The organism is Fusibacter tunisiensis (assembly GCF_016908355.1).
In the GTDB taxonomy this organism is placed as follows: Bacteria; Bacillota; Clostridia; order Peptostreptococcales; family Acidaminobacteraceae; genus Fusibacter_D; species Fusibacter_D tunisiensis.
The window spans coordinates 121,618-145,418 of the sequence record NZ_JAFBDT010000004.1 but is presented as its reverse complement, the minus strand read 5'-3'; the positions used below and the strand labels follow the sequence as shown (position 1 = coordinate 145,418).

Below are 23,801 nucleotides of genomic sequence, written 5' to 3'. Positions count from 1 at the left end.
CTTATCCCTAAGAACGATTATATCACAGCCCCATTACATATTGAATATCTTATGGACCTTAAGTGCCGTGTGAATCGCATAACGATTTTCTTCATCGTCCAAGCTCAGCCCAATAATCTCTTGAATTCTGCTCAACCGGTAAAGTATCGTATTATAATGGGTAAAGAGTACTTCAGACATGCGTTTTAAGTTCCCATTACATTCAAAATAGACCATCAACGTCTTAATAAGTTCCGTATCTTTTCGAGCATCATAGGCCATTAAAGGTTCTAAAATATCTTTTAAAAAGATTTCAAGTTCTGTTTTTATAGCCGTGTTCGATAAGACTTTATAGACGCCCATTTCCTCAAAAAAGACAATGTCTTGATTTAGGTAATCCATAGCCGCTTCAAGCGCCCTACTAGCATCCAAAAGACTCTTGTGAACCATGTGAATTCCTTTATAAATTCGGCCCGATCCAATCCTAACTTTTTGCCGTTTCAATCTGCTTTTTAGGATTTCATGAATATATTTTGTATAGCGCTTAACAACGGATAGCCCCTCACCTTCTTTCAGCATAACCAAGATGTGAACGGTGTTACTTTTATTTAAAATTAGGTAGCTATGCCCTAAATCTTTACAGACAAGATCTGTCAAGTAAGATGCCTTTAACAAGCGTTCTTCCATATCGACGTCGCCCTTTTGTGCCATGCGAATACTGAGGACAACATAACTTGCATTTTCGGAAAACCTAAAATTCGATGCCCTTTCAACCGCTTTCCCTCGCCTATTTTCATCCAAGGAAATCAAATCATCAAAGAATTCAAGTCTGTACTTGTTTTCCACTTCCTGCACAGATATTTTCTTTAGAAACTCAATGGCAATGATGTTTGAAGCAGCTTCAAGGCCTAACTTATCATAGTTTGATATCCCTTGATCTTTGCCATATGCAACAATATGTCCGTAAACTTGATTTTTTACAAAAATAGGGATCACAAGTCGCTCAATCTCCCCACCTCTGTATGCCACTTGATCTCGAATCAGTTTCGATTGCTTGCCGTCAAATTGAACCGTTTCAATATTTTCATATAAAAGGGCATAGATTTCTTCAAATTCAGCCTTCAAAAAATAAGTGTCTTCAAAATAATAATCTCTTATGAAAATTGGTGCAGAAATGGTTTTGCCAATACTTCTCAAGACGTCGTCTATACTGCCACCCTCCATCACCACGCCCATGGTGTCTTTATGTAAGGTTTCTACGCGTTTGAGAATTGCCGTTTGCTTTTGAAACATCAAGTTATAGACAACAGAAAAAATATCTGTAAAAGATACCTCATAATCCAAATCGACAATAGAAAGTCCCTGTGCCTTACAATAGTCCACAATTTCAGGCCCAAAGCCTTCAATATATGGCTTCACCTTAACAAATACGCCCGTCACATTTTTTGAAACCAAGGACTCAAAAAAATTCATAAGCTCAGCTTCAGTTAATTTTGCAAAAACTTGACCTGTTGTCAGTAAGATTTGTCCATCCTCTTCAATCCACTCTATAACTTCAGAGTCAAGCATTACATTTACTGATGACACAACCTTTTCTAAATTTTCGGCCCCAGTTAAGAGCGTTGATGTCTTAAATAGATCAAGCGCCATCACTTCACTTAAAACGACATTGGATTCCTGATTGCTCACAAGAACCTCCTTTATAACTTTTTTATAGTTTTATTATAACAAACATGCCGTTTTTCCACAAAGTATTATTTTTCAATTGTGTCTTTTTGACAAAAAAAGACACCCTCCAAAGAGAGTGTCTTTTTTAATTCAATTAGTAATTGCCTTGTGCCAACATTGCTTCTGCAACTTTTTTGAAGCCTGCAATGTTTGCGCCTGCAACGAGGTCATAACCGAAACCATATTCTTGAGCTGCATAAGATGCATTGTCATGAATTGTTTTCATAATTTGTTGAAGTTTTGCATCAACCTCTTCAGCAGTCCATGAATAACGCATAGAGTTTTGGCTCATCTCAAGCGCTGAAGTTGCTACACCGCCAGCATTTGCAGCTTTAGCAGGTCCAACAATAACACCATTCTTTTGAAGATACTCAAGCGCATCGTTTGTTGTTGGCATATTTGAAGCTTCACACACATACTTAACACCATTTTCAACGATTTGTTTCGCATGCTCAAGTCTAATTTCATTTTGAGTTGCACATGGGATGATTATATCCGCTTTAACGCCCCAAGGTCTTTCGCCTGGGAAGAATTTAGCACCAAACTTTTCAGCATATGGCGCAACAATATCTTTGCCACTTGATCTAAGTTCAGTAAGGAACTCAATTTTCTCGCCCTTAACACCATCTTCATCCAACACATAACCATCTGGACCTGAAATTGTGATAACTTTACCACCAAGTTCAGTAACTTTTGTTGCAGTACCCCAAGTTACGTTACCAAAACCTGAAAGTGCAACTGTTTTACCTTCAAACGTTTCACCTTGAGTTTTAAGCATTTCTCTTGTAAAGTAAGTTACACCAAAACCTGTTGCTTCAGGACGGATTAAAGACCCACCATAGCTCAAGCCTTTTCCTGTAAGAACGCCATTTTCAAACGCGCCTCTAATTCTTCTATATTGTCCATACATGTAGCCAATTTCTCTTCCGCCAACACCAATGTCGCCAGCTGGAACGTCTACATCTGGTCCGATATGTCTATAAAGTTCTGTCATGAAACTTTGGCAAAATCTCATAACTTCTGCATCTGATTTACCAGATGGATCAAAATCAGAACCACCTTTACCACCGCCGATAGGAAGGCCAGTCAATGCATTTTTGAAAATTTGCTCGAATCCAAGGAACTTAATAATTCCAAGGTAAACAGACTTGTGGAAACGGATTCCACCTTTGTAAGGTCCGATAGCGCCGTTAAATTGAACTCTAAACCCTCTGTTTACATGAAGGTTTCCTGCATCGTCAACCCAAGGAACTCTAAAAATAATTTGTCTTTCCGGTTCTGCAATTCTTCCAAGAATGTTAGCTTTAACATACTCAGGATGTTTTGCCATAACAGGTTCCAACGATTTAAAAACCTCTTCAACTGCTTGCAAAAATTCCGGCTCACTGCCATTACGATTCTTAATTTGCTCAAATACCTCTTCAATGTACTTCATTTCAAACATCTCCTTTAAAATGATCTGAGGTTGCCCCCCGCCGATGGCTCCAAAAGATTGTTAAAAAAATACTAAAGTGCCAATCGCCTTAATTTTAACACATTCCACAAACAGTGTAAACCATATAAAAATTTTTATCCAGTTTCTTTTCCAATCATTACATAATATTAATATGCCCTGTGGGCTAATTATTGTCCATGTGTTTATTAATAATGATTATCATTGTAATAGTAAGGGTTTTAAGACTTTTTTAGTCTCTTATCTTGTGAGTCTTCTTTAATCCATATTATAATTAACTGAAGTCAAAAAGTGTTAAACACTTAACAATTATAAGGAGGTCCATTATGTACGTAATTAACGATTCTTGTATTTCTTGTGGCGCTTGTGAGCCAGAATGTCCAGTAAATGCTATTTCTGCTGGTGATACAATCTACGTAATCAGCGATGCTTGCATCGATTGCGGTGCTTGTGCAAATGTTTGCCCAGTAGACGCACCACAACCTCAATAATCAACAAACAGAAAGTCCTCTCAAGTCTTTAATTAAAGATTCGAGAGGACTTTTTTTGTTACCAGTTTTCACCGCTTGTGTCCAAAATCACGTCACAAAATTCAAGCACCTTATTTTCACCAATGTGTTTTTCTTCCAAGGGAATCCACATGGTTTCAAAACGCCCCCAACCCAGCTCGCCGTTTCGCTTAACAATGCGCTGTTTTTGTTTTTCAGGGCTATGCGTCATGAAGACTTTAAGATCATAATAGGGCTGGAGTAGAGGATGAAACGCATACGCCCCTTCTATGATAATCAATCTAGCAGTTGGCAGTTCAATAGGTTTTGTCTCAAAACACGCCAAATCACATCTGAATTTTCGATAGGAAATAGGGGCGTTTTTTAAAATTGGACTTATAACTTCCTCTAAAACCCGCTCGTAATGTACATTTCCACCCGGCTCTTCCATACGTGCAAGTGTCCGCATGTCCTTAGGCAGAAAAAAATCATCCATGTGAATTACCACACCGTCAAAATGGGCCAGCAAGTCCTTGGCAAATGTCGTTTTCCCACTGCCACATCTCCCATCGATCCCCAAAATAACCTGATCTTGTTGGTCGAGGGTACTCCTAACCAACCTAATCACTTGATCCTTATCACTTAATCTCATACTTATCTGTGTGAAATTGAACAATTTTACTAATGAATTTAAGAACCGCTTTCTCTTCATTTACGGTAATTTCATTTAATACAAAGTCAATTTCTTCCTTCTGAATTTCTAAAATTCGGTTGTATAAAACGTCACCTTCTGGAAGTAAAGAAATGCACTGTATGCGTCCATCCAGGACATCTGGATTTTTCTTTAAAAGCCGTAAGGTGCTGAGTTTCTTAACTGTTGTCGTTACAAGATTTCGATCCACTTCCATCAAATCAATTAATTTATTTAGACGAATGGTACCGGCTTCCCCAATTTTTTTAATCATTAGAAATTCCATTAGATTGAGTTTCGGATAGATGGTTTCTTTATAAAGCCCATTACGGTCTTGAGACAGTAACTTAACATAAAGCCTGTCCATCATATGTGTAATTTCTTTGGAATAATTTGCCATGTACCCTCCTAGTCCCTAAACTAGATGCGTTTTACAATCAGCGCTTCACCCATACCACCGCCAATACAAAGTGTGGCTAGGCCGAGATTGACTTCTCTTTTTTGCATCTCATAAAGTAAAGTCACAAGAATTCGGTTGCCAGATGCACCAATAGGATGACCAATTGCAATTGCACCACCATTTACATTTACTTTTTTAGGGTCAAATCCAAGTTCCTTATTAACAGCTAGTGCCTGTGCAGCAAATGCTTCGTTGGCTTCAATCAAATCCAAATTCTCAACTTTTAGATTTGCACGTTCAAGCGCCTTGCGCGTTGCAGGTATTGGGCCTGTACCCATAATGCTTGGGTCTACACCAGCAGATGCGTGAGAAACAACTTCACAAATAGGTTGAATGCCTAGCGCCTCTGCTTTTTCCTTACTCATAAGAATCACGCAAGAAGCACCATCGTTTATACCAGAAGCATTTCCCGCTGTAACTGTGCCTTCTTTTTTAAAAGCAGGTCTTAATTTTGAAAGTTTTTCAAGTGATGTTTCTTTTATATATTCATCTGTGTCAAAACAAACTGGATCCCCTTTACGCTGCGGGATATAGACAGGAACGATCTCATCTTTAAAGCGTCCCGAATCTCTTGCAGCTGCCGCTTTTTTCTGAGATTCAAATGCCAAATTGTCTTGCTCTTCACGTGTCAAATTCCATTTTTCAGCAATATTTTCTGCTGTAATGCCCATGTGGTAATTGTTGAAAACGTCCCAAAGGCCATCCATTACCATAACATCATAAAGTTCACCATTTCCCATGCGTTGTCCCCATCTTCCAGACTTAATTAAATAAGGGGCCATACTCATGTTTTCTGTACCACCAGCCACAACAATGTCATTTGTGCCCGTTTGGATAGATTCAACGCCCATAGAGACTGTTTTGAGTCCTGAGCCACAAATCATATTCACAGTTGAACAGGGTACTTCTACAGGAAAACCATTTTTTAGCCAAGCCTGTCGTGCGACACCCTGGCCATATCCAGCTTGAAGCACAGATCCCATAAGCACTTCATTTACTGCCGCAGGATCAAGTTTAATGCGGTCTAACGCTTCTTTAATAACCACCGCACCAAGTTCAGCTGGCGTTACATCTTTTAACGACCCGCCAAAAGCGCCCACAGCTGTTCTCACAGCACTTACAATTACCACTTCTTTCATTTTTTTGTCCTCCCAATAATTTGTTGCAATCCCTAACTGATATTTTACCAAAAAAAGAAGACGAGGTCACGTCTCGTCTCATAAAAATATCTATTGGTTTTCTTTCAAGAAGTAGGATAGCGTTAGTAAATTATCAATAAGATGCACATTTTCTACAATTACATCTTCATTGACCTTCAAATCAATAGGTGCAAAATTCCAAATGGCCTTAACTTTTGTCTTCTGAACTCTATCGGCCACGTCTTGGGCACCATTCCGACTCGTGCAGATGTAGACAATCTCAACAGCGTTTTCTTCAATAAAAGTCTCAAAATTATCCATGTCTAAAACATCTACATCATTGACTTTAAACCCTCTGAATTTAGGGTTGATATCGAAAATTGCCTTAAGATCAAACCCAAGTCGTCCAAAACTTGTGTAGTTGGCAAGTGCCTGTCCCAAATTTCCCGCGCCCACAATGACAACATTGTAGTTACGAGTCAATCCAAGTATTTTACTAATTTCTTGATATAAATCTTCTACATTATAGCCATAACCCTGCTGGCCAAACCCCCCAAAATTATTTAAGTCCTGTCTAATTTGAGAAGCTGTAAAGCCAATAATCTTGCTAAGTTCCTTTGATGATATACGTCTAATGTCGCGATCCAACAATTCTTTCAGGTAACGATGGTACTTAGGCAATCTCCTGATGACTGCCACCGAAATATTTTTATCTTTCATAAACACCTCACTGATAGAATTAACATATGTTCTCAACTAAATTATAACACTTCTGGGAAAAGATTGTCAAATAAATAACATAAAGTTCAGACAATTCCGCTTCCCCTTTTTATTTTAAAACAGATAAGGTATAATATCTAGTAGTATTTAGCAAACTTTGTTATTTTTTTGAATAAGAGGATAAATAATGATTGCCATATCATGTAAAGACATACAAAAAATATATGGAATTGATGAAATTCTAGCCGGAATCAATTTTACGATTAATACAGGAGATAAAATTGGCCTAATCGGTGTCAATGGCGCCGGAAAAACAACGTTAATTAAAATTCTAACAGGAATTGAATCAAAAGATGCGGGTGATATTTTTATCGGAAAAGACCTCACCATTGGGTATCTTGAGCAAAACACAAGAATTGATTCTGAGATTTCTGCTTTTGATTACTGTGCGTCTGTTTTTGAATCCGTATTTGAACTAGAGCACAAAATGCGGGCTTTGGAGCAAGATATGCAGCACATGCCACCAAATCAACAACACCCTATTTTAGATACTTATGCAGCGCTTCAGACCAAGTTTGAACAACTAGACGGATACACTGTATCCAGTAAAATCAGAGGTGTCCTTAACGGTTTAGGGTTTACTGAAAAAGAACATCAAAAACCCATTAACCAACTGAGCGGTGGGCAAAAATCAAGGGTTGGCATCGCCAGACTCCTACTCACCAAACCCGATATTTTATTTTTAGATGAACCCACTAACCATTTGGACATAGAAGCAATCAAGTGGTTGGAGACTTATCTAAAAGAGTATGAGGGCACTATTGTGATGATTTCACACGACCGGTATTTTCTAGACCAGATTGTGACGCGAATCCTTGAAGTTGAAAACAAAAGTATTCAAGAATACACGGGCAACTACTCCGCCTATTTGACTCAAAAAAAAGCCCGTATAGAATCAGAACTTAAGCAGTATGAACAGCAACAAAAAGAAATTCAAAAACAAGAGGAAATCATACGCAGATTTAAAGGCCACGGCACAGAAAAACTCACCAAACGTGCCAAATCTCGTGAAAAACGTTTGGCACAAATGTCTTTGGTTGAACGCCCAACATTTTTCAAAAATCACTTTAAACTCCACTTAAAATCATTTGCAAAAAGTGGCAAGGACGTTCTTCAAGTTGAAAACCTCTACAAATCATACGGTTCTCACACAGTTCTTAAAGATCTATCGTTTGAAATCTATAATGGAGAACGTATTGGCCTTGTTGGCCCAAACGGTGTCGGTAAAACCACACTATTCAAGATACTCATTCAAGAGATTGATGCCAATTCTGGAAAAATCCACTGGGGCCATCACGTGCATCCAGGGTATTATGATCAAGAACTTGGAAATTTACAGTTAAACAAAACCGTTATCGAAGAAATTCACGATGAAAATCCCACGTTGACACTTACAGAAGTCAGATCTTTACTGGGCGCATTCCTATTTGAGGGAGATGATATTGAAAAACAAATTCGTCAACTAAGTGGTGGTGAACGCAGTCGGGTTTCCCTTTTAAAATTAATGTTGTCTGATTTCAACACCTTATTTTTGGATGAACCAACAAATCATTTGGACATTTACGCAAAAGAATCTCTTGAGGATGCACTTTTGAGTTACGATGGCACACTTGTTGCAATTTCTCACGACCGTTTTTTCCTAAACAAAATCTGTACCAAGATTTTTGAGCTCACTGAAAATGGTCTAGCGGTTTATTGGGGCAATTATGATTATTTTCAGCTCAAAAAAGAAGAAGCGACAGCCTTTGAGACTGCGCCTATAAGTGATTCCAACACAAATAAAACGCGGTTAAAAGAGAAGCAACGCAAAGAAAAAGAGGCACAACAAGCTTTAAAGAAGCAAAAACAAACTTTAAAAGCGTTGGAAACATCTATAGAAACCCATGAAGAAAAAGTACACCAGCTGGAACTCGATCTTTGTGATGAATCTATTTATTCAGATCCTGATAAGTCTGCCGAAGTTCAACGTGATATTAAACGACTCAAAGACGAACTGGTGGAACTTTATAGCCAGTTAGATGAGTATTTGGAAATTTTATAAATTCTTCAAATATTTCATAGTAGACAAATAAGGATTTTACTTTATAATAAAATTAAGCCACGTGTTAAACATTTTAGGAGGGTTTTATGTTTGAAAAAATTAAGTCAATTATTCTCGAGCAGCTTAGCGTTTTAGATTCTTCAGAAATTACTGCAGATACAACGTTTGATAGTATGGATATTGATTCTATTGATGCTGTCGAAATTATTATGGCTATAGAAGATGAATTTGAAATTGAAATTCCCGATGAAATTGCTGAAAAGTTTACATCTATTTCAGACGTCATCACTTACCTTGCCAGTGTTGGTATTGAATAAAAATGATAAGACTTGCCCCTCTTTAGAATTAACCCTAAAGAGGGGCTTTCTTTTTCTAAGCGAAAGTAAATAAGCAGATTCATAATTATGTAACCCATTTTTTTTGGAAGTAATATCCTTTTATCGTGAATACTTATACTCTAAAATAAATTTATCCACTAACTTGTCAACTTATCCCCATGTTTTTACAAGGTTATCCCCAGTTCATCCAGGATGCATTCTCCAATATACAATAGTTTTCCACACTGTCCACAGGTTAATCCACAATTGTACAAATATTAGTACATGAATAGACGAACGTGCTTTCGGTTTACATAACATGAAATTTCCGTCATTTTCGTCTCTTTTAGGACAAAAAAGTAAATGGGACATAAGTCCCATTTTAATAATATTATTCTCCGATTTTTAAATTTGGGACTGCATTCACATCGAGTCCGGAAATATCCCCTTTTAGAAACTTATAATACCCTGCACAACCAATCATCGCCGCATTATCTGTGCACAGATCCAAAGGCGGATAGTAAATATCAATAGTTTCAAGCGATCCCAAAGCATGACGTAGGGCTGAATTTGCCGCCACACCTCCAGCCAAAACAATTTTATGACACCCTGTCTGTTCCATAGCCTGTAGCACTTTCCCTTTAAGCGTTTCTACAACTGCATGTTGAAAACTGGCGCACACATCCTCTACTACAATAGAATCACCCTTCATACGACACTTGTTTAAATAATTCAAAACAGCAGATTTAAGGCCACTAAATGAAAAATCTAAGGTGTCATGACCCATCATGGCTTTTGGAAAATCTATGGCATATGGATTCCCCTTTTTTGCAAGTTTATCCACAATAGGTCCCCCTGGATATCCTAAACCAAGAGTCCTAGAAACCTTGTCAAAGGCCTCGCCTGCAGCATCGTCACGGGTTCTTCCAATTACTTCAAACTCTGTATAGCCATTTACCTTAACAAGGTGCGTATGCCCACCCGATACGATTAAACACAAAAAAGGGGGCTCTAAGGTTTGGTGTGCTATATAGTTCGCCGCTATGTGACCTTCAATATGGTTTACTGCAACTATTGGAATTTCAAGTGTGTAAGCCAATGCTTTTGCGTAAGAAAGTCCCACAAGCAAGGCCCCCACAAGTCCCGGCCCGTATGTCACCGCAATATGATCAATCTCTGACATCTTTTTCCCAGACTGGTTTAGGGCACGGTCAACACTTTCAGCAATTTTTTCCAAATGATTTCGAGAAGCCACTTCCGGTACGACACCGCCAAAAGTCTTATGAATTTCAATTTGTGTGTACACTTCATTTGCCAAAATCTTTCTGCCATTTTCAAGCACAGCACAAGCTGTTTCATCACACGATGTCTCTATGGCCAATGTTATGATTTTATTTTCCATCTATAACTCCCTCCACATGACCAAAGCATCTTCACCTGAATCCACATAATATTTGGGCCGATATCCCGCCCCAACAAATCCATGCTTCTCATAAAGTGCTATGGCCACAGCGTTGCTTCTTCTCACTTCTAGTGTCATATACTTAAAACCATGAATAACACCATAATCCTCCATGGCGTCCATAAGAAAATGCGCAAATCCTTTTCCGCGATAATCGGGTAAAACCGCAAAATTGGTTACGTGAAGTTCATCTACAATTTTCCACATGCCGCCATAACCAATTACAGAATCATTTAATTCCAAAACATGATAGACAGCCAATTCATTTTCATGAATTTCTTTATTGAAAGCTTCCAAAGTCCAAGGCGTTTCAAAAGACTTGAGCTCGATTTCATAAACCGATTCTATATCCTCAGCCGTCATTAGTCGAACAATAGGTTTCATTTAATCAAATCCCTTTCTGCTTGAGATTTTTTCATATAATTGGCCTTCACATCGTTGTATTCAACCGCTTCTGAAACCGCATCTTCTATATATCGAAAATTTGATGCATTGGGAACAGAAGTGCGTTTTCCCGTAATCCTAATGGCCGGTGCTGTCCCTAGCATTTTGTCAAATGCGTCTTGATAAATCCAAGTTGCATCACCAGTACACACCAAATACTGGTCCATATACCGTGTTGCAACATCTTCAAGAAGCATCGTCACATCTTCCACACCCTCTGCAATAGTTTCTAAATGCCCCAACCGCCACCGATACAAACCATAATAAACGGTGCCTCGTTTTGCGTCTAAAGCCGAAAGCACCATGCCTTCATAGTGGGCAAAAGCCGCTGCCAAAAGTTTCATACTGCTAAATGTGCAGACGGGTTTGTTATAAGGTTGCGCAAAAGCCTTCACAGCTGCCAGTCCAATCCGTACACCCGTGAAAGAACCAGGCCCTTCACATACAGCAAACCGATCCATATCTCTAATTTTAAGATCCAAATGTGAAAGCAACTGATCCACCATCGGCATCAACTTTTGTGAATGGGTCTGAATTGTATGCAAGGTATATTCTCCAAGCACAACCCCGTCTTCAATTACGGCAATGCTCGCTGCAGTGGACGATGTGTCTATTACCAAGGTTTTCATAGTGATTTCCTTTCTGACTTTATTGTTTCTCTTAATACTCTAGTACCCATTTCATCCAGTCTTAATTCAATCCATATCGCTTCATCTGGTAAACGGTCCACAATCATGCCAGCCCACTCTATTACAGAGATTCCAGAACCAAATAAAAATTCATCAAATCCGATTTCGTCCATTTCATCGGGATCCGATATCCGGTAAACATCAAAATGATAAATGGGAATTTTTACCCCTTCAACTAGGCCCTCATAAGCATTCATGATACTGAAACTTGGACTGGTAACATACTCAGAAACGCCTAAAGCTTCACACAAAAACTGTGTAAAGGTTGTTTTTCCTGCCCCAAGATCTCCCTCCAAACATACAACCGCACCAGGTTTCAATCGCTTTGCCAGTTCAAAAGCATATATTTTTGTCTCATCCAATGACTTGATTTTCATTTCCATAATCACACCTCATTTTTTCTCACTCTATTTTATATGGAATTCCGAGCGGTGTAAAGCAGAAACAAAAACACCAAAAAAAGGGAATGCCCACTCAGCCTGGGGAACCGAGTGGGTCATAAGGAATGTTACTCAATTTATATTATGATTTGCGATAAACAACTTCACCATTTACAAGTGTAACCGCTACTTTGGCTTGAAGGTCAAATGGATGTCCTTCCCAAATTACGATGTCTGCATCTTTTCCGGCTTCTAAGCTTCCAAGTCGATCTGAAACTTCTAAGATTTCTGCAGCATTAATGGTAATGGCCTTTAAAGCCTCCACTTCTTCAAGTCCAACTCTATGTGCCAGCGCTGCACACATTGGCAAGTACTCAAGCGGAATTACAGGACTATCTGTCATTATTGCAATCTTACAGCCCGCTTCAACCATAACTTTTGGTGTGTCAAAGGTCTTTTTATTGAGCTCAAATTTTGACTTATTTCCGAACGATGGCCCTACAATTGCAGGATACCCTTCTTTTGCCAAATGATCCGCAATAAGATGACCTTCCGTACAGTGCTCAAGTGTGAGCTTAACGCCGAATTCTTTGGCAATTCTAATGGAAGTGAAGATGTCATCTGCACGGTGGGCATGCGCCTTCAAAGGAATCTCACCTTTTACAACCGGAAGCATCGCTTCAAGTTTCATATCATAGGCTGGCATTTTGGAAGCATCATCTCCAGCTGCTTCCTTTTTCTGATTGTATTCAAAGGCTTTCGCCAAAGTTTCTCTAAGTTTTGCAGCTGTTCCCATACGTGTCATAGGTGTCATTTTTTTATCTGCATAAACGCGTTTTGGATTTTCACCAAAAGCACATTTCATAGCAAGTGTTTCGCGAACAACCATGTCATCAACCCGATCGCCATGAAGTTTAATGACTGAAAAAACACCGCCAATAACATTGGCACTTCCTGGACCAGTTGCCGCAGTTGTAACCCCGCCTTGAATGGCATTTGTAAAGGCTTCATCCATTGGGTTAATTGCATCAATCGCACGTAAATGTGGTGTCACCGGGTCTGTCATCTCGTTTCCATCAGAACCTTCAAATCCAATCCCTTCTTCCCACATACCAATGTGACAATGTGCGTCAATAAAGCCTGGAAAAACATTTTTCCCACCAGCATCAATCACCTCAGCGTCCAACGGTGCCACTAAATCAGATCCAATTTCTTTAATTTTGCCATCATCCACTAAAATACAGCCGTTTTCAATAATGCCATTTGTTATCGTGTAAATTTTTGCATTCTTAATAAAAATCATAATACCCCCCAAACTAAAAATGTGTCTTATTTATTTCGGTTAACTAAATAAATTATAACATGATTTTTCACCCATTTCACTAATTTTCTGAAATATTTCGCATGGTTAAAGCAATTTTTCCACGGTTCAAATCAATGCCTTTAATTTTAACCGATACCGTATCCCCTACCGAAACCACATCCATTGGATTTTTTACAAATCGATCTGCCAGTTCAGAAATATGCACCAAGCCATCTTGCTTGACACCAATATCTACAAAGGCACCAAAGTCTACGACATTACGAACCGTTCCTGTTAAAATCATGCCTTCTGATAAATCTTCCATTTTTAAAACATCACTTCTAAAAAATGGTTTTGGCATTTCATCTCTTGGGTCCCGCCCTGGTTTTTTCAGTTCTTCAACAATATCTTTAAGGGTTGGAAGTCCAATTTCCAAGCGATTTGAGAGTTCTCTGAGTCCCTTTTCTCGGTCAAGCCCTGCAAATTGACCAATACGCAAGTCAATGTCCATAAGGGCATTTTTTTCAAGCGCTTTCAGATCATAGCCCAAAAGTGTCAATAATTTTTCCGTATCTGAATACGCTTCTGGGTGGACCGCGGTATTGTCAAGAGGATTCTTTCCATCTGCAATTCTTAAAAAGCCTGCACACTGCTCAAAAACTTTTTCACCCAATCGCTTCACTTTTATGAGTTCCTTACGGCTATTAAATTTACCGTTTTCATCCCGATAAGCCACTATATTTTTGGCTATGGTACTGGTAATTCCAGCAACATAAGCGAGCAAGGAAGGTGTCGCTGTATTTAAGTCCACGCCCACACTGTTTACACAATCTTCTACCACATTGCCAAGTTGTTCTTCTAATTTCTTCTGATTTACATCGTGCTGGTATTGACCAACACCAATGTGTTTTGGATCGATTTTAACTAGTTCTGCCAATGGGTCCTGTAGACGTCTACCGATTGAGATTGCACCTCTAATGGAAACGTCAATATCTGGATACTCTTCTGTTGCCAATTTAGATGCCGAGTATACCGAGGCACCCGCTTCACTGACAATTGTGTAATACACTTCCATATCCAGCTCTTGAATAAGTTCCGCCACAAGTTGCTCTGTTTCTCTTGATGCCGTTCCATTTCCAATTGGAATAATCTGAGTGTTGTATTTTTTTATGAGTTTTGTCAAAACAGCTTTAGATTCTTTAACTTTATTTTGAGGCGCATTGGGATAAATGGTTGCATATTCCAAAAGTTTACCGGTTTCATCAAGTACAGCAAGTTTACAGCCAGTCCGATAACTTGGGTCTATGGCCAAAACTCTAACATCTTTAACAGGTGGAACCAGAAGTAGAGCTTTTGTATTTTTACCGAAAACTTTAATCGCTTCCTCTTCAGCACGTTCAGACAAGTGATTTCTGACTTCACGCTCGATTGATGGCGCGATTAACCTCTTATAGGCATCTTCAATCGCAGCTTCAAGGTAATGTGTTGTAAGGGCGCGGGTATCCATAATTTGTCGCTTTTTGATTTCTTCTACCAAATCTGCATCTGGACTGATCAATTTCACTTTTAACTTTTTCTCTTTTTCACCCCTGTTCAAAGCTAAAACTCGGTGATTGGCAATTTTGGATACACCTTCATTGAAATCATAGTACATCTCATAAACTGTTTGTTCTTCAGCATCAACTGCAACAGATTCAATAACACCATGCCGTAAGTTCGCTTCTCTGATAAAAGCCCTATAATCTGGAGAATCCGAAATTCTTTCAGCGACAATATCCATTGCACCTTGGATGACTTGCTCTACAGTTTCTAGACCTTTTTCTTCATCTATATAAGTGGTGGCAACACTTTCAAAATCGCCATCGAGAAAGTCTTCTGCCCAAATGATATCCGCTAAAGGTTCAAGGCCCTTTTCAATGGCTTTAGAAGCTCTTGTACTTTTCTTCTGTTTATAAGGTCTGTATAAATCCTCAACTTTTTGAAGGACCGTTGCCGATTCAATATCCGCCTTCAAGTCATCCGTGAGTTTGCCCTGCTCTTCAATAATCCGGATCACTTCTTCTTTTCGTGCCTGAAGATTTCTTAAATACTTAAGCCGGTCATCAAAATCACGCAAAACTTCGTCGCTAATCCCACCAGTTGCCTCTTTACGGTAACGGGCTATAAAGGGAATGGTATTCCCTTCATCAATTAATGCAATGGTTGCTTCAATTTGTTTCGTCCCTAACTTCAATTCCTTAGAAAGTTGACGGACGATTAGATCATTCACTTGATTCATTTGCTGTTTCCCCTTTCAAATAACTGTCAATAAACAGGTCTATATCCCCATCCATAACTGCTTGAATATTTCCCATTTCCGCACCCGTTCTATGATCTTTCACCATATTATATGGGTGGAAGACATAAGACCTAATTTGAGACCCCCAGGTGATTTGAGAATAATCACCTGCTAAATCTTCTATTTTGTCTTTTTGCTCCCGTTCTTTAAGTTCAATTAATTTTCCCATAAGCATTCGCATGGCTGTATCTCTGTTTGCTGTCTGTGACCGTTCATTTTGACACTGTACGACCACGCCAGTTGGCATATGCGTTATTCGGACTGCAGAATCTGTTGTGTTGACATGTTGCCCACCTGCACCTGAAGCCCTATAAGTATCAATTTTAAGGTCTACAGGATTGATGTCCACTTCAACCGTGTTATCCAGTTCAGGCATAACATCCACCGATGCAAAAGAGGTGTGCCTTTTTCCAGATGAGTCAAATGGTGAAATTCTAACGATTCTATGAACGCCTTTTTCTGATTTTAAAAATCCATATGCATTCAAGCCTTCGAACAGCATTGAAACATTTTTTATACCCGCTTCTGTATCCCGTTGCAAATCTAAAATTTTTACACCATACCCCCGGGAATCGCCCCATCTTCTATACATCCTGAAAAGCATTTCAGCCCAATCTTGAGCATCTGTCCCGCCTGAGCCTGCATGTATGGATAAAATGGCATTGTTGGCATCGTAATTCCCAGTAAGCAAAGTCTCCAGCCGCATTTTCTCATACGCTTTTTCCACAGATGTATAAATAGAAACCACTTCATCCTCAAGAGAAGCATCTTCTTCCTCAATTGCCAATTCACAAAGGGCCTCTAGATCTTCTACACTGTTCATAAGGCCTTCATATTTTTCTATTTTTGTCTTAAGGGCTTTCTGCATTTTTAGTTTCACTTGGGCCTGATCGTTATCATCCCAAAAATCAGGTGCTGTCATGTCCATTTCAATCTCTTCTATTTTATACTTGGCATTAGCCAGGTCAAAGAGACACCTCAAGCTCAGCGATAGACGCCTTTATTTTTTTAACTTCCCGTTGGTATTTTTCAAGTACAATCATAAAACCCTCCTTTGTATTGTCATGCGATAAAATGCGAACTTCCGCCTAGGCATGCCCGGACGGAAGTCTAAAATTAAGATTAGTCGTTTGTGTTTGCCCCACAACATTTTTTATACTTCTTGCCACTCCCACATGGACAAGGGTCATTGCGCCCAACCTTCTTGTCACTTTTAAATGTCTTAGCAGGTTTTTGATTGCCTGAGCCTAAGTGGGATTCATTTTTTACTACCGCGACGCTTTTATGTTCTGTTTCAGTTCGAATGCTTGCATGGAATAAGGCCTTAATGGTTTCTTCCTGTATCGTAGCAATGAGTTCTTCAAACATTGCAAAACCTTCCATTTTATAGGCTGCCACAGGATCCTGTTGTCCAACTGCTCTAAGTCCAATGCCTTGCTTCAAGTCATCCATTGCATCAATGTGGTCAATCCAGTGGAAATCCACAACTCTTAATAAAATTGCACGTTCCACATCCCGCATTCTTTCTATGCCAATTTCAGCTTCTTTTTCTGCATACAAGACTTCTGCTTTTTCAAGAATTATTTCTTTTAAAGAGGCCTTTGTCAAAGACTCCACGTCACTAAATACAATGGCGCCCTGTGGCAAAAATATTGGATGAAGATAAGCCAGGAGGCCATCCAAATCCCATTCTTCAGGGTATTTATAACCTTCTGTAAACATTGGAATTGCGCGATCTATAACTTTTTCAATCATGCCAACAATGTAGGCCCTAATGTCTTCACCATGCATGACTTTATTTCGTTGCCCATATATAATTTCACGTTGTTTGTTGATAACATCATCATACTGAAGCACATGTTTACGAATGGAAAAGTTTCTGCCCTCCACACGTTTTTGTGCGTTTTCAATGGATTTCGTGAGCATTTTGTTTTCCAGTTGCATGTCTTCTTCAAAGCCAAGTGACTCAACAATTCCCTTTGCCCGGTCACTTACAAATAAGCGCATGAGATCATCTTCAAATGAAATGTAAAACTGAGAAGATCCTGGGTCACCTTGACGACCCGAACGTCCTCTAAGTTGGTTGTCAATTCGCCTCGACTCATGACGCTCAGTCCCGATAATGTGAAGTCCACCTGCTTCTTTCACTTTTGTCGCTTCATCGTCTGTCACTTTTTTATAGGTTTCATAAAGTGTTTCATAAACCGGTTTGGCTTCAAGTACTTCTGGGTCATCTCCCACAAAAGGACTGGAAACTCTATGAATAATGGCTTCAGAATACCCTTTTTTAAGCATGTCTCGTTTTGCTAAAAATTCAGGATTTCCCCCCAAAACAATGTCAGTCCCTCGACCTGCCATGTTTGTTGCAATGGTCACCGCCCCAAAACGACCAGCCTGTGCTACTATTTCAGCTTCTCTTTCATGTTGTTTTGCGTTGAGGACTTCATGCGGTATCCCACGTTTTTTAAGAAGTTTCCCAAGGAATTCTGATGTTTCAATGCTGATTGTACCCACTAGAACCGGCTGTCCCTTTGCATGACGCGTTTCAATGTCATTTAATACGGACTCAAATTTCCCTTTTAGATTTTTGTAAATGGCATCGTCCAAGTCTTCTCTCACCACTGGCTTATTGGTTGGAATTTGAACAACATCCATGTTATATATGTGTCTAAATTCGTCTTCTTCTGTTTTTGCAGTTCCTGTCATACCCGCTAATTTTTTATACATTCTAAAGTAATTCTGAATGGTAATTGTCGCTAAGGTTTGAGATTCTTTCCGAACTTCAATCCCTTCTTTCGCCTCAATTGCCTGATGCAAACCATTTGAATATCGACGTCCGTGCATTAGTCGTCCTGTAAATTCATCAACGATAATAATTTCGCCATCTTTTACAATGTAGTCCACATCACGTTTCATTAAGAATCGTGCTCGGATGGCTTGGTTAATATGATGCGATATTTCAATATTCTCAGGATCGCTTAAGTTTTCAAGGTTGAAATATTGCTCTGCTTTGTGGACGCCATTCTTGGATTCACTGCCCTCTTCAACCTGACCAAATTTATCAACGACTGCGCCATCTGTAAGTGATATGGATCTGGCTTTTTCATCTATTTTAACGTCTGTTTCTTTATTAAGCGTTGTTGCAAATCTATCCGCCACTCGGTATAAGTCGGTAGATTTTGCACTTTCACCGGAAATAATAAGCGGGGTCCTTGCTTCGTCAATGAGTATGCTGTCCACTTCATCTACGATTGCGTAATTAAGTGGTCTTTGTACGAGTCGTTCTTTGCGCATTGCCATGTTGTCACGCAAGTAGTCGAAACCAAACTCATTATTGGTTCCATAAGTTACATCAGCCAAATAGGCATTTCGCCGATCTTCACCTTCAACACCATGTACAACACACCCAACGGTCATCCCCATGAACTCAAAGATTTTGCCCATCCATTCTTTATCCCGTTCTGCTAGGTAGTCATTGACTGTAATAATATGTACGCCTTCACCAGTAAGTGCATTTAAATAAGCCGCCAGTGGTGCTACTAAGGTTTTACCTTCACCTGTTTTCATCTCTGCTATACGGCCTTGATGCAAAACAATTGCACCAATCAATTGAACCCTGTAAGCCCGCATACCCACTACTCTTTTTGCTGCTTCTCTTGCCGTAGCAAGCGCTTCAACCAAGATATCATTCAGACTTTCACCCTTGTTCAGCCTGTCTCTTAATAGTCCTGTCTGTTCACTGAGTTTTACATCGTCATATGATGCAATCTGTGGCTCCAGGTTCTCTATTTCATCGACGATTTTCTCGATTTTTTTAATTTCTTTTTGATTAATATCGCCGAATAAAGCTTTCATTAAATTCATAACACTCATCCTTTCGTGCTTAGTCACTTGTCTTCTATTATATCATAGTTTTATTTGATAATTTTCAAACAATTTGTGAATGAAAACACATGGCAAAACCCTCATAGATTACCTTGTAAAAGCAACCAAAGAGGGCCTATTCACAACTTATATTCTAGATTTGTAAGAGAAACGTACCATGGATCCTTTAACGCGCATGGAATGAAGCATCATCTCGTTTTGTATGGTCATAACCATGCCTAGGGACACTAAAATATCCCCTATACTAATAACGCTAGCCAGTGGATATACTTTAGGCAATCCAATAATTTTCCCAAGATAAACACTCCATGATACTGCATTTGTACTGTCCATATAATTAACGACACTGCCATTTACAATGGATTCAACAAATGAGTCATAGCCCAATCCCCTCATCATTTCCAGATCAATGGGCATAAAAAATCCATTTATAGCCGTTACAATTAAATTCAAAGCCACACCAGTGAAAAAGAGTTTCATTCCTGTTTTTTCAAGGTTCAAAAGTGCGATAAGTGCTACAAATCCCATGGCTGCAAAAGGGAATATTTCGGGTGTATCAAACGGAATGTCAAACAAACCTAAACCATACGGCACTAAGTATGCTAAAAAAGCCGGTATAATCAACGCCCAACCTTTAAACCTAGCATTGTTAAAATTTGCAATCCTTCCATTTCGTATAAAGCCAATCAGCAGTCCAATTAAAATAGCTTCAATATACACACCATGCACCTCTCTCTCTTTCACTTCCCCTTATTCTAACATAACCCGCTCCCATCTTCAATTGGGGACGGAGGAAAAATGGACCCCTGTTAAATGGGGACGGAGGAAAAATGGGCCCCTGACCTGTCCCCAATTGAAGATGATTTTTCACTCGTCATCGATCATCCCTAAATAATCCCATGATATATTCATCATAATATCTGCCATCTCTAAAAATTTCAGCTTTCAATGTCCCTTCTACTTTAAAACCACATTTTAGATAAGATTTATATGCACGTACATTGAATTCAAAAACGTTTAGTCTTATTTTTCGAATATTCATTTGATCAAATATAAAGTCAATAAGCACCTCCATGGCATCAGTCCCGAAACCTTTTCCCCAATAATCTTTTCTTCCTATAAAAATTCCTATAACAGCAACACTGTTTTTCCAATCAATACTATTAATCCCACATCCACCTAGATAAACTGAGTCTTCCAAAGTTTCAATTGCGAAATTATAAAGACCTGTACTGTTTCCTGAAATCGATTCATACCACTTGTTTTCATCCTCTAATGTATACGGAAATGGTATACCAGGTGTCAACAACTTTTTAACATCAGGATCATTAATTAAAGTCACAACTGTTTCTAAATCTTCCTTATGATAGGCGCGCAATCTTACCTTTTTACCATCTAGCATAAAACCCTCCTTTCAAATGGGGACGGAGGAAAAATGGACCCCTGACCTGTCCCTATTTGACTTCTTTTATTAATTATAACTTGTATTCCAAAAATGTCATACTTTCTTGTTGCAAATTCTTTTAATAATTCGCTTTGATATACCTGTTAACCTCTCAATATGTCGAATTTTTATTCGGGCATCAAAGTATAATTTCCGAATATGCGCGTCACGCTCTTCATTTTCCATAGACGCAATTTGCTTGATATTGCCATCATAAACCGACTCGATTTGTTCAAGCAAGTAATTTCTCTCACTCGAACTCAAGTCGTAGCCTTCAAAGAATATCGAATCCAACGTTTCCGAATGTTCGTGCTTTGATAGAAACCACTGCATGCCTTCTTTGTTCTGTCCATATATGTTTTGGAAGTTTTTTATCAATTGAGTGGCATCAACCAGCTTACGTTCTCTTGGGAAAATAACTTCACCGTAGCTACTCCATGGATATTCATGAGGAAATTCACATATTTTTGATCGAATTGGGTTATAATGAATATACTTCACCAAATTAACATAGTGAGTCTCATTTTCAACAGGGACACTAAAAAATCGATTCCCAAATAAGACGCCGGATCGATCATACACAAGATTGAAACGTGTTGCATGATAACTCAATAACACTTGCATAGCCTTCGAAATTCGTCCCAGGTCATCATGGACCATTAAAAAGTGAAAGTGATTCGTCATTAAACAATACGCATGGATTTCAATTCCATACAACACTTTTACTTCATATAATTTGTCTAAAAATGCTATACAATCACGATCTGATTCAAAAATATTTTGCTTTCCATTTCCTCTACTATAAATATGATACATACAAGTTTCACTAATTTCTCTTGCGCGTCTTCCCATAAGTCACCACCTAACTTCGAATAGTATCATTGTAGCATTTTTTGCATTAATTTACAATTTATTACAGTTATTTCCGCTTTTCCTCCGTCCCCATTACCAAAATGGCAATTTTTGAATTATTTTCTACACGATTTGGCATTTTGCATGCATCCATATTTCTATTATGCTAAAATTTATCTGTCAACAAATTCCGAAAATAAAACAGACAAAGGGGTATGGATATGTTTGATGGTAGCAGACTTAAAGAAATCAGGGTTATTAATAAGCTTTCGCAAAAAGAAACCGCCAAACTACTTAATATAACGCCATCTACATTGAATCGATATGAAAAAAACGAGCGCATTCCATCAGTTGATTTTCTAGTCGATTTTTCTTTGAAATTTGGCGTTCAAATTAAATGGCTCATTAATTTTCCAGAAGTGGATTTAGTAGAAGAAGAATACGATCAATATGGAGAGCCTGCCTATACAAATCCATGCTACAGAGTTCTCTCAAAAACTGAATGGGACCGACTGACGTCAGAGTCTATTGATTATCTCTCCAAAATGGCCCATTTTATATTAATCGAACAAGAAACTGAAAATAAAACAAATAAAAAGAAAATCCTTTAGGCATAGATTTGGAAATTTATGCCTAATATTTTTGCAAATATGGTAATAAGTTGCAAAAAGTTAACTATTGTTTTGACCTTCTATGACTATCATGATATACTTTATTTGGAATTAAAACTAATAATTCCCAAAATCAGAAGGGAGAAACAAAATGCATATCAAACCACATATTATTAATCCAAACCAAAAAAAACCTTGTAAAATCTGTAACTCACCCGACAACACTTACCCTTTCAAAGATTCCTACATCTGTGATGAATGCATTGAATACATCAAGAATTTTATTTAACGACATAAACCTATACGCACAAAAAGCCCTTGGATAGAAACACATCCAAGGGCTTTAATAATTTTTAACCATACTACTACTTATAACGACCATTTTTCAAAATGTACACGAGACCGATTAAAACGTTCACGCACCTCACGTGACTCATTTGGATGTCCCACAGCAATTACAGAAAACGGAACCATATAATCAGGTAGTCCTAAAAGCGCAGAAAGTTCACGCACATAATTTTCCTTAGGATACACACCACACCAACACGTTCCAAGTTCGCGAGCCGTTCCCTCAAGCAAAATATTTTCCACACATGCTGCCATATCCTGAACCCAAAAATCGCCATCATACTTAAGATCACGCATATCTGCACACGGTACAATCGCAACGGGCGCTTCCTTTAACATTTGCGTAAACGGGTGAAACTCAGTGATTTTCATTAACTTCTCGCGGTCTCGAATCACAACAAATTGCCATGGACGTTCGTTTCCAGCTGAAGGCGCGTACATTCCCGCACGTAACATACCCTCCAAATCTTTTTCAGAAACGGGTAAATCCTTATACCGCCTGATGCTCCTTCTATCAAAAATTACACTCATTCTCGAAACTCCTTTCGCTCACTTTTATTCTTAAACATCAAATCATCCGAACGCCGCACCGCCTCATCAAGCTCGATATCATTCTCTGGGTTAATTCGCAATACCCCATATGCCAAAGAAGGCAAATCTGTTTTTTGGGCAAAGGCCGCGTCCAATGAAAATCCATCATCACCATGCGCATACCAAGTTCATGAAGTTCGCCACCCACGCAAGCACCCACAAAAACCCCATCGTGTTTCTGCTGACTGAAAATTTCAGGGTAAAACTGGCCCATAATCATCTGGGTAGACGCCGTACAATAATGTTCCTGTGCAACTGTAATCTTATCAAGATAAATCGATTCAAAATTTCCTTATCAAATATTTTCGATATATAACTATTTTATCAAATAAACAGGCAAATGTCCTGTTCAACTTGCACGAAAAAAGGACATGCTCC

Annotated in this window: 23 protein-coding genes; 4 read left to right on the top strand and 19 right to left on the bottom strand. The window is 38.8% G+C overall.

Annotation, left to right across the window (positions count from 1 at the left end):
• Nucleotides 1-33: 33 nt before the first annotated feature.
• Nucleotides 34-1,668, bottom strand: coding sequence for a helix-turn-helix domain-containing protein (locus JOC49_RS04390; protein WP_204662793.1), 1,635 nt, complete (start codon nucleotides 1,666-1,668; stop codon nucleotides 34-36).
• Between the two features lie 133 nt (nucleotides 1,669-1,801).
• Nucleotides 1,802-3,142 carry an NADP-specific glutamate dehydrogenase gene (gene gdhA / locus JOC49_RS04385; RefSeq protein ID WP_204662791.1) on the bottom strand — a complete coding sequence of 447 codons (1,341 nt, stop codon included), beginning with the start codon at nucleotides 3,140-3,142 and terminating at the stop codon, nucleotides 1,802-1,804.
• A 341-nt stretch (nucleotides 3,143-3,483) separates the two neighbouring features.
• Between gdhA and JOC49_RS04380 the strand changes: the two genes are divergently transcribed.
• Nucleotides 3,484-3,651, top strand: a complete 168-nt coding sequence (locus JOC49_RS04380; RefSeq protein WP_341534651.1) for a DUF362 domain-containing protein — start codon at nucleotides 3,484-3,486, stop codon at nucleotides 3,649-3,651.
• A gap of 58 nt (nucleotides 3,652-3,709) precedes the next feature.
• Here JOC49_RS04380 and JOC49_RS04375 read toward each other — a convergent pair whose 3' ends face one another.
• The 4 genes from JOC49_RS04375 to JOC49_RS04360 form a co-directional block, all read right to left on the bottom strand.
• On the bottom strand, nucleotides 3,710-4,300 hold the full coding sequence (locus tag JOC49_RS04375; RefSeq protein WP_204662787.1) for a uridine kinase family protein: 591 nt from the start codon (nucleotides 4,298-4,300) through the stop codon (nucleotides 3,710-3,712).
• A complete protein-coding gene (locus JOC49_RS04370; RefSeq protein ID WP_204662785.1) occupies nucleotides 4,287-4,739 on the bottom strand; it encodes a MarR family winged helix-turn-helix transcriptional regulator in 453 nt (150 codons plus the stop codon). Before JOC49_RS04370 ends, JOC49_RS04375 begins: the two co-directional genes overlap by 14 nt.
• Before the next feature lie 20 nt (nucleotides 4,740-4,759).
• Nucleotides 4,760-5,938 (bottom strand): acetyl-CoA C-acetyltransferase, encoded by a 1,179-nt coding sequence (locus JOC49_RS04365; protein WP_204662782.1) that lies wholly within the window; start codon nucleotides 5,936-5,938, stop codon nucleotides 4,760-4,762.
• 90 nt (nucleotides 5,939-6,028) lie between these two features.
• A complete protein-coding gene (locus JOC49_RS04360) occupies nucleotides 6,029-6,658 on the bottom strand; it encodes a redox-sensing transcriptional repressor Rex (protein ID WP_204662780.1) in 630 nt (209 codons plus the stop codon).
• Between the two features lie 187 nt (nucleotides 6,659-6,845).
• Between JOC49_RS04360 and JOC49_RS04355 the strand changes: the two genes are divergently transcribed.
• Both JOC49_RS04355 and JOC49_RS04350 read left to right on the top strand, forming a co-directional pair.
• Nucleotides 6,846-8,759, top strand: a complete 1,914-nt coding sequence (locus tag JOC49_RS04355) for an ABC-F family ATP-binding cassette domain-containing protein (protein ID WP_204662778.1) — start codon at nucleotides 6,846-6,848, stop codon at nucleotides 8,757-8,759.
• An 86-nt stretch (nucleotides 8,760-8,845) separates the two neighbouring features.
• A complete protein-coding gene (locus tag JOC49_RS04350; protein ID WP_204662776.1) occupies nucleotides 8,846-9,076 on the top strand; it encodes an acyl carrier protein in 231 nt (76 codons plus the stop codon).
• Nucleotides 9,077-9,467: 391 nt separating this feature from the next.
• On the opposite strand, the gene tsaD is transcribed toward JOC49_RS04350, so the two are convergent.
• The 11 genes from tsaD to JOC49_RS04295 form a co-directional block, all read right to left on the bottom strand.
• On the bottom strand, nucleotides 9,468-10,478 hold the full coding sequence (tsaD, locus tag JOC49_RS04345; protein ID WP_204662774.1) for a tRNA (adenosine(37)-N6)-threonylcarbamoyltransferase complex transferase subunit TsaD: 1,011 nt from the start codon (nucleotides 10,476-10,478) through the stop codon (nucleotides 9,468-9,470).
• Nucleotides 10,479-10,922, bottom strand: coding sequence for a ribosomal protein S18-alanine N-acetyltransferase (rimI, locus tag JOC49_RS04340; RefSeq protein ID WP_204662772.1), 444 nt, complete (start codon nucleotides 10,920-10,922; stop codon nucleotides 10,479-10,481).
• A complete protein-coding gene (gene tsaB / locus JOC49_RS04335) occupies nucleotides 10,919-11,611 on the bottom strand; it encodes a tRNA (adenosine(37)-N6)-threonylcarbamoyltransferase complex dimerization subunit type 1 TsaB (protein WP_204662770.1) in 693 nt (230 codons plus the stop codon). The genes rimI and tsaB overlap by 4 nt, the downstream gene beginning before the upstream one ends.
• Entirely contained in the window at nucleotides 11,608-12,054 is a 447-nt protein-coding gene (gene tsaE / locus JOC49_RS04330; protein ID WP_204662768.1) for a tRNA (adenosine(37)-N6)-threonylcarbamoyltransferase complex ATPase subunit type 1 TsaE, read from the bottom strand. Before tsaE ends, tsaB begins: the two co-directional genes overlap by 4 nt.
• A 139-nt stretch (nucleotides 12,055-12,193) precedes the next feature.
• Entirely contained in the window at nucleotides 12,194-13,354 is a 1,161-nt protein-coding gene (locus JOC49_RS04325) for an amidohydrolase (protein ID WP_204662764.1), read from the bottom strand.
• A 79-nt stretch (nucleotides 13,355-13,433) separates the two neighbouring features.
• Nucleotides 13,434-15,632, bottom strand: a complete 2,199-nt coding sequence (locus JOC49_RS04320) for a Tex family protein (RefSeq protein ID WP_204662762.1) — start codon at nucleotides 15,630-15,632, stop codon at nucleotides 13,434-13,436.
• Nucleotides 15,616-16,735 (bottom strand): peptide chain release factor 2 gene (gene prfB, locus JOC49_RS04315; RefSeq protein WP_204662761.1). Its coding sequence is split into 2 segments (ribosomal slippage): nucleotides 15,616-16,659 and nucleotides 16,661-16,735, totalling 1,119 coding nucleotides; the frame shifts between segments, so codons are not numbered across the junction. The genes JOC49_RS04320 and prfB overlap by 17 nt, the downstream gene beginning before the upstream one ends.
• Nucleotides 16,736-16,814: 79 nt before the next feature.
• A complete protein-coding gene (gene secA / locus JOC49_RS04310; protein WP_204662759.1) occupies nucleotides 16,815-19,556 on the bottom strand; it encodes a preprotein translocase subunit SecA in 2,742 nt (913 codons plus the stop codon).
• Nucleotides 19,557-19,703: 147 nt separating this feature from the next.
• Nucleotides 19,704-20,321 carry a DUF5317 family protein gene (locus JOC49_RS04305; RefSeq protein WP_204662757.1) on the bottom strand — a complete coding sequence of 206 codons (618 nt, stop codon included), beginning with the start codon at nucleotides 20,319-20,321 and terminating at the stop codon, nucleotides 19,704-19,706.
• A gap of 130 nt (nucleotides 20,322-20,451) precedes the next feature.
• Complete coding sequence (locus tag JOC49_RS04300; RefSeq protein WP_204662755.1) at nucleotides 20,452-20,979, bottom strand: GNAT family N-acetyltransferase; 528 nt, start codon at nucleotides 20,977-20,979, stop codon at nucleotides 20,452-20,454.
• A 96-nt stretch (nucleotides 20,980-21,075) separates the two neighbouring features.
• Nucleotides 21,076-21,873 carry a transposase gene (locus JOC49_RS04295; protein WP_204662753.1) on the bottom strand — a complete coding sequence of 266 codons (798 nt, stop codon included), beginning with the start codon at nucleotides 21,871-21,873 and terminating at the stop codon, nucleotides 21,076-21,078.
• Between the two features lie 221 nt (nucleotides 21,874-22,094).
• Here JOC49_RS04295 and JOC49_RS04290 point away from each other — a divergent pair, with 221 nt between their 5' ends.
• Nucleotides 22,095-22,484: a helix-turn-helix domain-containing protein gene (locus JOC49_RS04290; protein ID WP_204662751.1), complete on the top strand. Its 390-nt coding sequence runs from the start codon at nucleotides 22,095-22,097 to the stop codon at nucleotides 22,482-22,484.
• Between the two features lie 369 nt (nucleotides 22,485-22,853).
• On the opposite strand, the gene JOC49_RS04285 is transcribed toward JOC49_RS04290, so the two are convergent.
• Together JOC49_RS04285 and JOC49_RS04280 are read right to left on the bottom strand one after the other, a co-directional pair.
• Nucleotides 22,854-23,363 (bottom strand): nitroreductase family protein, encoded by a 510-nt coding sequence (locus JOC49_RS04285; protein WP_204662749.1) that lies wholly within the window; start codon nucleotides 23,361-23,363, stop codon nucleotides 22,854-22,856.
• A 37-nt stretch (nucleotides 23,364-23,400) separates the two neighbouring features.
• Nucleotides 23,401-23,637, bottom strand: a complete 237-nt coding sequence (locus tag JOC49_RS04280) for a hypothetical protein (protein WP_204662746.1) — start codon at nucleotides 23,635-23,637, stop codon at nucleotides 23,401-23,403.
• Between the last annotated feature and the right edge of the window lie 164 nt (nucleotides 23,638-23,801).